8 protein-coding genes and 1 rRNA gene are annotated in these 10,760 nt (G+C 37.1%); 3 read left to right on the top strand and 6 right to left on the bottom strand.

Annotated elements, in window-relative coordinates; genetic code table 11:
- Positions 1-52 precede the first annotated feature (52 nt).
- The 3 genes from rrf to ACN0TV_RS11125 all read left to right on the top strand — a co-directional run bounded on the left by rrf (position 53) and on the right by ACN0TV_RS11125 (position 2,802).
- Positions 53-160: ribosomal RNA gene (gene rrf, locus ACN0TV_RS11135) — 5S ribosomal RNA — on the top strand.
- A gap of 124 nt (positions 161-284) precedes the next feature.
- Complete coding sequence (locus tag ACN0TV_RS11130) at positions 285-2,078, top strand: serine hydrolase domain-containing protein (protein WP_417362986.1); 1,794 nt, start codon at positions 285-287, stop codon at positions 2,076-2,078.
- 124 nt (positions 2,079-2,202) lie between these two features.
- Positions 2,203-2,802 carry a 3-keto-disaccharide hydrolase gene (locus tag ACN0TV_RS11125; protein WP_417362985.1) on the top strand — a complete coding sequence of 200 codons (600 nt, stop codon included), beginning with the start codon at positions 2,203-2,205 and terminating at the stop codon, positions 2,800-2,802.
- A gap of 118 nt (positions 2,803-2,920) precedes the next feature.
- On the opposite strand, the gene ACN0TV_RS11120 is transcribed toward ACN0TV_RS11125, so the two are convergent.
- The 6 genes from ACN0TV_RS11120 to ACN0TV_RS11095 all read right to left on the bottom strand — a co-directional run bounded on the left by ACN0TV_RS11120 (position 2,921) and on the right by ACN0TV_RS11095 (position 10,189).
- Complete coding sequence (locus ACN0TV_RS11120; protein ID WP_417362984.1) at positions 2,921-3,163, bottom strand: DUF6095 family protein; 243 nt, start codon at positions 3,161-3,163, stop codon at positions 2,921-2,923.
- A complete protein-coding gene (gene murQ, locus ACN0TV_RS11115; protein ID WP_417362983.1) occupies positions 3,156-3,971 on the bottom strand; it encodes an N-acetylmuramic acid 6-phosphate etherase in 816 nt (271 codons plus the stop codon). The genes ACN0TV_RS11120 and murQ overlap by 8 nt, the downstream gene beginning before the upstream one ends.
- Before the next feature lie 139 nt (positions 3,972-4,110).
- On the bottom strand, positions 4,111-4,440 hold the full coding sequence (locus ACN0TV_RS11110; RefSeq protein WP_417362982.1) for a hypothetical protein: 330 nt from the start codon (positions 4,438-4,440) through the stop codon (positions 4,111-4,113).
- A gap of 242 nt (positions 4,441-4,682) precedes the next feature.
- Positions 4,683-5,495, bottom strand: a complete 813-nt coding sequence (locus tag ACN0TV_RS11105) for a DUF4249 domain-containing protein (protein ID WP_417362981.1) — start codon at positions 5,493-5,495, stop codon at positions 4,683-4,685.
- A gap of 1 nt (position 5,496) precedes the next feature.
- Positions 5,497-7,869 carry a TonB-dependent receptor gene (locus ACN0TV_RS11100; protein ID WP_417362980.1) on the bottom strand — a complete coding sequence of 791 codons (2,373 nt, stop codon included), beginning with the start codon at positions 7,867-7,869 and terminating at the stop codon, positions 5,497-5,499.
- 94 nt (positions 7,870-7,963) lie between these two features.
- Entirely contained in the window at positions 7,964-10,189 is a 2,226-nt protein-coding gene (locus ACN0TV_RS11095; protein WP_417362979.1) for an NADP-dependent isocitrate dehydrogenase, read from the bottom strand.
- Positions 10,190-10,760: the final 571 nt, after the last annotated feature.

The following is a 10,760-nucleotide window of genomic DNA, read 5'->3' as shown; positions in this document are numbered from 1 at the left end:
TAACTTATTAGTTCCTTTAATGGAACACTGTACTATAAGTACAGTTAAAATTTAAGGTGGTTATAGCGACGGGGCTCACCTCTTCCCATCTCGAACAGAGAAGTTAAGCCCGCCAGCGCCGATGGTACTACGTAAGTGGGAGAGTAGGTCGCCGCCTTCTTTTAAAGATCCTGATGTTTTTAAAGCATCAGGATTTTTTTTTGCCCTTTTCTCAAGCATAAACCTGCAAAAGACAGCATGCCAACTTTCTATTTTATAAATTGCAGTTTAAACTGTTTTATCAAATGAAAGTATCTACCGCATTTAGCTTAATTTGTTTATTGTTTTGTTCATTTACTCTCTTAGGACAGCGTAGCGATTCTTCATCATGTGTCCTGCTAAATAATGATGCTGGGACGATTCCAATTGAAAATTTAGAAGATGCTCGTATTGCTTATATCAACTTAAGTGATCAAAACTTGGATGCCTTTCAAAATACCTTACAGAAGTATACGACGATTACCATTTTGAATAATGACAACTTTAATATTTCAAGGCTTAAAGCTTATAATTATATAATCTATGCCTTATCAGGTCACAATATCAATTGGGAGTTGCTCTATGAATTGACTAAGTTATCTGTGGATACCCATGTGATTGCAGTGAGTTTTGAAGCATTAGAACACTATAGTTTCAATGATTATTTGTTTGATTCAGATGTATTGTTTCAGTTAGAAAATAATACGCTAGCCAATCAATTACAGGCGGGTTCACTTATTTTTGGTGGAAGTAGCTGTTCTGGTACCTTAAAAAATCCTGTTTCATCTATTTTTGATAAAGGAAGTGGACTAAAAATTGTAGATCCTGTTCGCCTTGGATATGCACTGCCGGAAATGGAAGGACTTAATTCTGAGTACATTAATAAAAAAGTGGACTCCATTATGAACACGGCTATAGCAGAACAAGCCTTTCCTGGTGCTCAATTATTGGTCGCTAAAAATAATTCCATTATTTACCACAAGTCCTTCGGGTTTTATACCTATGACAGCCTTCATGCAGTGACTAATAACGACTTATACGATTTAGCATCAGTAACTAAAATTAGTGGACCTCTACCAATTCTAATGCAATTGGTTGATCAAGGGAAAATAGACCTGGATGAAAAGTTTAGTACCTATTGGAAGGATTGGCGCCATAGGGAGGACAAAAAAAAATTAACTGTTCGTGAGGTTCTTGCACATCAGGCTGGTTTGCAACCGTATTATGTCTTTGTCAATGAAGTTATGAAGGACGGCAAATTCAAGAGAAGGTTTGTACGCACTGAACCAAGTAGACGATTTCCGACCCAGATTTATGATGGACTATACATCAACAAAAACTTTCCTAAGAAGATGTATAGAATATTGAATCGCTCCAAAGTATCTCCGATTAAGAAATATAAATACTCAGGACTTAGCTTTATGTTGTACCCTAAAATGATTCAGGAAATGACTGGTATCTCGTATGAGGATTATCTATTAGATTCTATATATAAACCATTAGGTGCAACGAATTTAATGTTTAACCCCAAGGGAAAATACCCTGATTCACTAATTGTACCCACGGAAGTTGATACCATTTTTCGAAATACACTTGTAAAATCCTGGGTTCACGATGAGAATGCTGGTCTTTTAGGGGGGGTATCGGGTAATGCAGGCCTTTTTGGAACAGCTGAAGACCTGGCCAAGCTTATGTTTATGTACCAATCAATGGGTGTATATGCAGGAAAGCGTTTTATTTCAGAAAAGACTTTAAAGGAGTTTACCTCGGTTCAATATCCGGAGAATGATAATAAAAGGGGGTTAGGTTTTGATAAACCTTTGCTTGGAAATGCGGAACTGGATATCTCAAAAGCGTCCCCGGCACCAGAAGTTAGCCCAGAAAGTTTTGGACATGGTGGGTTTACGGGCACTTATATTTGGGCAGATCCCGTGCACAATATTCTTTTTATATTTCTATCCAATAGGGTGTATCCAAACCGTTCACACTCTAATATTTATAAATTAAATGTCAGGCCTTCATTACAACGTGTCTTTTATAAGGCAAAAAGCGTAAATTAAAAAAAGCAACTGATAGTGCAACTAACACAAGAAAATGAAAGTTATATCATGTTGTATTGTTACTATAAATCCTTATCTTGGTTGCGCAAATCGAATTATTAACATTATTATCTAAATTAATTTTATGAGAATAGCAATCACAATGATAGGATTATTACTTCTTGGAGTATCGACATCTTGTCAATCCACTTCATCACTTTTTAATGGTAAAAATCTTGATGGGTGGCAAGTTTACGGTACTGAGAAATGGTATGTCAATGATGAAGGATTATTAGTGTCTGAGAGTGGTCCAGATAAGCAGTACGGATATTTGGCAACTGATAAGACATTTAAAGATTTCGAAATCACTGCCGAGTTCAAGCAAGAGGATAACGGTAATAGTGGAATTTTCTTTAGATCAGATATTGAGGGAACGAAAATTTCAGGATGGCAAGCAGAAGTTGCACCACCGAATCACGATACAGGTGGGGTATACGAATCTTACGGACGTGGATGGTTGATCAAGCCTGCTAAAGAGAAAGATCAGTATTTGAAATTTGGTGAGTGGAATACAATGAAAGTTAGAGTTGTTGGCGATCACGTAACAACCTGGTTAAACGGAAAAGAAATGGTTGATTTCACAGATGAGAAAATTGGAGAAGCTTCAGGTAAAATAGCCTTACAAATCCATGACGGTGGTGGGATTAAAGTGTTTTGGAAAAATATAAAAATCAAGGAGTTATAGTCAATTAAATTTCTTGATTATTACACGAAAAGTGCTGAGTCTATATCCATTTAGATTCGGCACTTTTTGAATTTAGTCACTTTGGCCTTTAGAGGATTTGAATAAAGAAAATTCTTTGTTATTTTTTGGGACCAAAGAATGATTTCATAATGACCTTCAAGCTGTAGAATCCCATTATAATAGCCGCTATTGCTAGGATTATACCAAATATAAGCACAGGCCAGTACCACGGATGCCCTTGATTTTTAAATGCCTGATAGATGACCACAGGTGCACTAAACATCAACATTACTGTATATGCAAAGTACTTTAAACTAGTTAGGAATAAGGCTCTATCTGTTTTATGCGTATTATTATTCATTTCGGTATGCATTTACAGCTTTACGTACACTACCATTGGATTCTAATAGCTGCTTTGCTAGCTGCTGAGATACTCCAATTTCATCTACAATCATTTGGATTCCACGATTTACTAATTTGTGGTTACTCAGCTGCATATCCACCATCTTATTCCCTTTTACACGTCCTAATTGAATCATTAAGGAAGTTGAAATCATGTTAAGCACTAGTTTTTGTGCTGTACCAGCCTTCATTCGGGAACTTCCTGTTACAAACTCCGGACCTACAATAACTTCAATCGGATACTGTGACACCAAAGACATGGGGCTATTCTGGTTACAGCTAATACAGCCTGTAATGATGTTTTGTTGATTACATTTTTCAAGCGCGCCTATGACATATGGAGTTGTTCCTGAAGCCGCAATCCCGATAACAGCATCATTTGATGAAATTTTATGTTTCAATAAATCTTCCCAACCTTGATCTTTACTATCTTCTGCATTTTCTACTGCCTTGCGAATGGCTTTATCTCCACCTGCAATTAGTGCAATAACCAAATCTTCAGAAACACCAAATGTAGGTGGACATTCCGATGCGTCAACCACACCTAATCGGCCACTTGTACCTGCACCAATATAGAACAATCTCCCGCCGTTTTTTAATTTTGGAACAATGGCCTCCACTAGTTTTTCAATCTGTGGTATAGACTGTTTTACTATCTGTGGAACAGTTTGATCCTCCTTATTTATATTCTGGAGCAATTCTAGAATCGACATTTTTTCCAAGTTGTTGTAATGTGATTCTTGTTCTGTAGTTCTTGTAAATTTCATAAATATCATGTGGAAACCCATTCTACCTAAGTGGATGGGAGGGAAGCAGCGTTCCCTTTGTTAATAACTTTCTTTTTTTGTTCTGTAATTATAAATCAATCTTGCAATATGAAATTAACATTTAAAATTTAGTTTTTGCCTACCGAACAGCAGGCCATATTGCGCCTTCAACCCATATGGGGAAGCTAATGCCTCTGGTAATACCATTTCTGAGATGGAATGGCAAGAAAAGATTTTCATTAAAGTCAGATTGCTTTATCATGTCCCTGTTGTAGTTGTTGACCCTCGATATACTAGTTAAACCTGTGTTGCGTCTAAACAAATCGGTAAACGAACTACTTAGTGCTTTAAGCGTTACAATTGTTGAAGCGATAATGATGCAGATCTTAATACATCTCTCATAGCTACCCTTGAACGCGCTGTAAACCGCGTCAGAAAATCTACTGCTATGTGTTGCACTATTATTCATATTTATTCAGGTTTAAAACCCATTCCATCCCTATGCGAGGTTGGGTAGTTTATCTGGCAAAAGTAAAGATTATTAGTTAATACTTTACAGATTGTGCCGAGTTTATCCCTGATGCGATTTATGGAATGAACGCGTGCAATATCCTAATTAAAATTCTAAATTAATTGATTCTGCACGTAATTTTATGGCCCAGAGTATATTAAAAGGAATCAGTAAGTAACTAGGTTCTATAAGGCGGACTCCTAATCCACCACATAGGTATAGGTGTCTTCTTGAGAGACCCTGAAAAAACCTAAGGCAAAATTTTCTGGATTACTGATATTCAAAATATTTCCTTTTACGGTGGCTGGCTGTGTTATAAAGGGCCCCATACTCTCACCGGATTGAGATATGAGTGTATACATATAATTGTAGTACTGTTTTGAAACACCATAGAGACTTACCTTTACTTGGTCTCCTTTTTTAATTTCTTCGCTTACAAATATGCCAAACATTTCATTTCCGTTGAGCAATCGATCTTCCGTTACATTGATGGTATGATCGTTTGGTGCTTCAAATTTATAGAAATAATAGTTTTCCTCTTCAACAGGATCCTTAAAATAAGCCTTAAGCTCGATATAGTCATTGGAAAATACGGAACCATCATTCTGGGTGATATAGGCGAGATCGGTTACGGTGACCATGCTTTCTGTAGCTTGGTATAATTCTTCTTGATATTGAATAGACAAGGTGTAAGACATGTCAAGTTGTGCAGTGAACTCATCACTGGTGTAAATCCCAGATGTTCCATCTTCAATAAAATCATAACGCTGACCTTCTGTGTTTTCTATATATACTGTTGCGCCAGTGGCAGGGGATGGTAAAGACTCAAAATATGGAGTCGTTTGGGTTAGGGTAATACGTTGCAGTCTTCCGTCAGTATCTGTGGTCCAATTAATAGAGGCCTCAGCAACAAGTCTGGGGGGTGCAGTATCTACATCAACCTCCACAACCTCTTCGCAGGACCAACACGCCAAGGAGAGAATTAAACCGATTATATAACAAAAGGATCTCATATTAAAATCTAAAATTATAAGTTATAGAAGGTATAATACCAAAGATAGAGAGTTTTACTGCCTCGTTTTGTTTGGTTTCTACGTCTTCCCTAAAAGTTAGAGAAGCCGCGTTTTTTCGATTGTAAATATTATAAACGCTAAAGACCCACTCACCTCGCCATCCTTTCTTCTTTTCGGGATGTGGAATATAGGTCGCAGCAAAATCTAGTCGATGATAATAGGGGAGACGATCCTCATTCCGCGATCCATAATTTGGAAAAGTTGTACCCTCATATTGGTATTGCCCAACCGGATAGGTCGTCGGTCTTCCTGTTTGAAAAATAAAAGTACTTCCTAAACTCCAATGGTCGGACAAACTATAATTGGCGGTAAGGGAAATGTCATGGGTTTTATCATAAGGAGTCTTATACCACTTCCCGTGGTTAATCCCTGGTTCATCCGGGGTTCTACCTGGTGTCTTCTGTTCGGATCTCGAAAGGGTATAGGACAACCATCCCTGCAGATTTCCTGAGCTTTTTTTAAACAATATCTCCATTCCATAGGCTCGTGATTTTCCATTTAAAATTACCTGTTCAATGGCTTGGTTAGCAATAAGATCGGCTCCGTCTATATAGTTTATTCTGTTTTTGATGTATTTGTAAAACAATTCAGCTTCTAAGGAATAACGCTGTTTGAAGTTTTTAAAATAGCCAATGGCGTATTGATCGAGTATTTGCGGTTTTATATAGGGACCACTTGGCGTCCAAACGTCCAAAGGAGTGGGGGAGCTTGTGTTTGAAATCAGGTGTAGGTATTGCGACATCCTGTTGTAGCTCGCCTTTACAGATTGAGAATCATCAATGAGATAGGATAATGCAAACCTAGGCTCAAAGTTATTAAAGGTTATAAGTGAAGTACTTTTGCTCGAGGAAACCGTATCTATAGGAGTTGCTTTTTCGTAGATACCCATGCTCTCATTAAATCGAACCGGCATGTCATCTTCATAGGTGTAATATTCACTTTGCCCAAGTCGGTTGAAATGACTAAAACGCAGCCCATAGGCCAAGGTTATTCTATCCGTTAACTGTTGATCCACCTGAATATAGGCAGCGGTTTCATTGGCATATTTATCGATTAACTTTAAATAGTTCACCTGGGAGAGCTCATTCTGGGGAATAACCTCTCCAGGGTTAAATTTGTAATAGATGTTTTGCAAACCATACTGCAACTCTAGACCGTTGGAGAGGTAATGTCTTAGGTCGTATTTCACATTGAAATTCTGAATACCGCTGTTCCATTTAAAACCGACAAAATCTAGGGTGAGGCCGTAGTAATAATCGCTATATATAAGGGAAAGATTTGAAAATAGTTTGTCTGAAAACAGATGATTCCAACGAAGATTTGCAAGAGTGTTTCCATACGAATTTTTAAAACTTTCATCAACATCGAAAACATCGCGGCCGAAATAACCAGAGAGGTAAATCGAATTCTTGTCATTTATTTTGAAATTAAGCTTTGTATTTAGATCGTAGAAAAATGCTGTATTATCATTGTCTCCAAATTTTAAAAATAAATGTGCATATGAGCTTCTTCCACCTATTAGAAACGAACTTTTATCTTTAACCATGGGGCCCTCAGCCAATAATCGAGTCGAAAGTACACCTATGCCTCCGGTGAGATGAAAGTTGTTGCTATTACCATCTTTTTGATAAATATCTAACACAGAGGAGACCCTTCCACCATAGCGAGCCGGAATTCCTCCTTTATAAAGTTTTACATTTTTGACGGCATCAGAATTAAAAACTGAAAAGAAGCCGAATAAATGGTCTGAGTTGAATATGGTGGCCTCATCTAAAAGGATTAAGTTCTGGTCTGTAGCACCACCTCTGACATTAAAGCCTGAGGATGCCTCGCCGGCATTACTCACCCCTGGTAATAACAATAAGGATTTAATGATATCGGTTTCTCCTAGCACCGCTGGTATTTTTTTAATAGTGGCAATACTTAGGTTATTTACACTCATTTGGGGGCTTTTTACATTGAGCTTTTCAACGTCTTTTTGCAACACCACCTCTTGTAGTAATTCAGTACTGGGATGTAATTTAAAATTCTGTTTCGTTGCTCTGGAAAAGGTGAATTCTTGAATGATGGACTGATAGCCTAGATAACTCACCATTATACTATGTGTTCCTTTGGGTAATGTTATAGAGTAGAATCCGTAATCATTAGTTGTAGTACCTATGTTGAGATCTGAAATTATTACAGTAACCCCAATGAGGGTTTCATTGCTGTTATGATCAGTGATCACTCCGCTTAGTGTAATTTTTTCTTGGCAGTAACCGATCGTACCAACGCAAAAAAGGATCAACACTATAAGTCTGTCTCTATAACACATATATGCATTGGATTACTATCCTTAAAAATAAGAAAACCTCCATAGATAATGGAGGTTTTGATATAATATTAGGAGTATCTTATGCTTTTGACGATTAAAGAGTATCTAAAATGTCGTTAAAGGTACTGCTAGGACGCATAGCCTTGGTAGTCTTGTCAACATCAAGTTGATAATACCCGCCAAGATCTATTGCTGCTCCTTGTGTTCGGTTTATTTCATCAACAATAACGGTTTGTTTCTCCGTTAAGGCTTTAGCAACAGGTTCAAAGGTTGCTTTTAACTCGGCATCCTGTGATTGTGAAGCTAGCGCTTGTGCCCAATACATTCCTAAAAAGAAATGGCTTCCTCTTGTGTCAAGCTCACCAACTTTTCTAGAAGGGGATCTATCTTCTTCAAGGAACTTCTCAGTTGCTTGATCCAAGGTATCTGCTAAAACCAGAGCTTTTGGATTGTTATTTACATTACCAAAATGTTCAAGGGAAACAGTTAATGCAAGAAATTCACCAAGTGAATCCCAACGCAGATGACCTTCTTCCAAGAACTGTTGAACGTGCTTAGGAGCAGAACCACCAGCACCGGTTTCAAATAATCCACCACCATTCATAAGAGGAACTATAGAAAGCATTTTGGCACTAGTTCCAACCTCTAGTATCGGGAAAAGATCTGTTAGGAAATCTCGTAGTACGTTACCTGTTACTGAAATAGTGTCTTTTCCTTCTTTAATTCTAGCTAGGGTATAAATTGTAGCTTTTGCAGGAGACAGGAGTTGAATATCTAGTCCTTGAGTGTCGTGATCTTTTAGATAAGTATTTACTTTTTTGATCAACTCCACATCATGAGCTCTATTTTCATCCAACCAGAATACTGCAGGCGTGTTCGATTCACGTGCTCTGTTTACCGCAAGTTTTACCCAATCTTGAATTGGTAAATCTTTCACCTGACACATTCTCCAGATATCGCCGGCTTCAACCTTATGTTCTAATATAACCTCACCCTTATTATTTAAGACCTCTACAACACCATCTACTGGAATCTCAAAGGTTTTATCATGTGAACCATATTCTTCAGCTTTTTGTGCCATAAGTCCAACATTAGGAACAGTTCCCATCGTTGTAGGATCAAATGCCCCATGTTTTTTACAGAAATCAATAGTTTCTTGATATATGGCTGCGTAGCTGCTATCAGGTATTACCGCTTTGGTATCCTGTGATTTTCCTTGAGTATTCCACATCTGTCCTGAATTACGAATCATCGCTGGCATAGAAGCATCAATGATGACATCACTAGGGACATGAAGGTTGGTAATACCTTTGTCAGAATTTACCATGGCCAGATCTGGCTGTTGTTCTAATATTTGATCAATAGTCTCTTGAACAGTAGCTCTATCACTATCTTCAAGTAGTTGAACTTTTTCTAAAAGCTCTGCTAAACCGTTGTTTGCGTTTACATCAACTTTATCGAGTAAACCACTGTGTTTTTCAAACAACTCTTTAAAAAATACTTTTACGGCATGTCCAAAAATAATAGGGTCAGAGACCTTCATCATGGTAGCTTTCAAGTGTACAGAGAATAGTACCCCTTTATCTTTAGCATCTTTCACTTGTTGTTCCAAAAAAGCAACTAATGCTTTTTTGCTCATTACAGTGGCATCTATAATTTCTCCTTGAAGAACTTCTAACTTTTGTTTTAGAACTGTGATGTTGCCGTTATCTTCTACCAACTGAATTTTGAGCGTATCAGCAGCTGGCATGGTGAGTGACTTTTCGTTAGAACGAAAATCTCCTTTAGTCATTGTAGCCACATGAGATTTTGATTCCGCACTCCAAGCACCCATGCTATGTGGATGTTTTTTGGCGTAATTTTTAACGGCCTTAGGAGCTCTTCTATCTGAATTCCCTTCACGAAGAATAGGGTTCACAGCACTTCCTTTAATACCGTCATACCTCGATTTAATTTCCTTCTCTTCTTCACTGCCAGGCTCGTGAGGATAACTAGGAATGTCAAATCCCTTGGCTTGTAGTTCTTCAATTGCAGTTTCCAATTGAGGAATAGAAGCACTGATGTTAGGTAATTTAATAATGTTAGCTTCAGGAGTTTTAGCAATTTTACCCAATTCCAATAAATCGTTAGGAACTTGTTGGTCCGCTTTTAATTTATCTGGGAATACTGCTAAAATTCTGGATGCTAGAGAAATATCCTTTGTTTGAATTTCTATATTTGAAGTTGCAGTAAAAGCCTTTACAACAGCTAACCATGAATAAGTAGCTAAAGCTGGTGCTTCATCTGTTTTTGTATAAAGAATTTTAGGTGATTGTGACATTTATTTGAAGTACTAAATTTTGATTAAACTTCACAAATATACGATTTAATCCACTTTTCTGACCATAGAAAACAAAGCATTTGTCTGTAAAAAGTAATATTTTATCTACAATGAGAAAAGCCTTAAAAAAAGAGATGAAAGCTAAGAAAATGGTAAATTATCAAGCAATTTTTGAAGATGTAATAACTTGATCTAAAGAGAAAAAGCCATATCAATACAATATATGCTTTGATATGGCTTTCCTAGAAATAGATTCGTAAATTTTGCTTCTTTCTTTCGACTTCAACAACAATACTACTACTACTACCTCTAATTGAAACATCTTGTTCTCTCAATAATGTAATCAAGATCTAACCTTGATGTTTCGATTCGTTGATTCTAAACTCCTACTTGCATCTTAACTCTACAGCCACTATGCTTTCGGCACTGATCTTTTTCTAATTTTTGACCTTAAAAAAAGATTCAAACTTTCACCAAACCTAATTAGAAATCATGCTGGCAACCTATTTAAGAACAACTCGTTTTAGAAGCATTGGTTTTCTGCTTTCTTAAACACTGTTGTAAATATACA

It is taken from the genome of Galbibacter sp., assembly GCF_048266365.1.
GTDB lineage: Bacteria > Bacteroidota > Bacteroidia > Flavobacteriales > Flavobacteriaceae > Galbibacter.
This window is presented reverse-complemented; position numbering and strand designations above follow the sequence as displayed.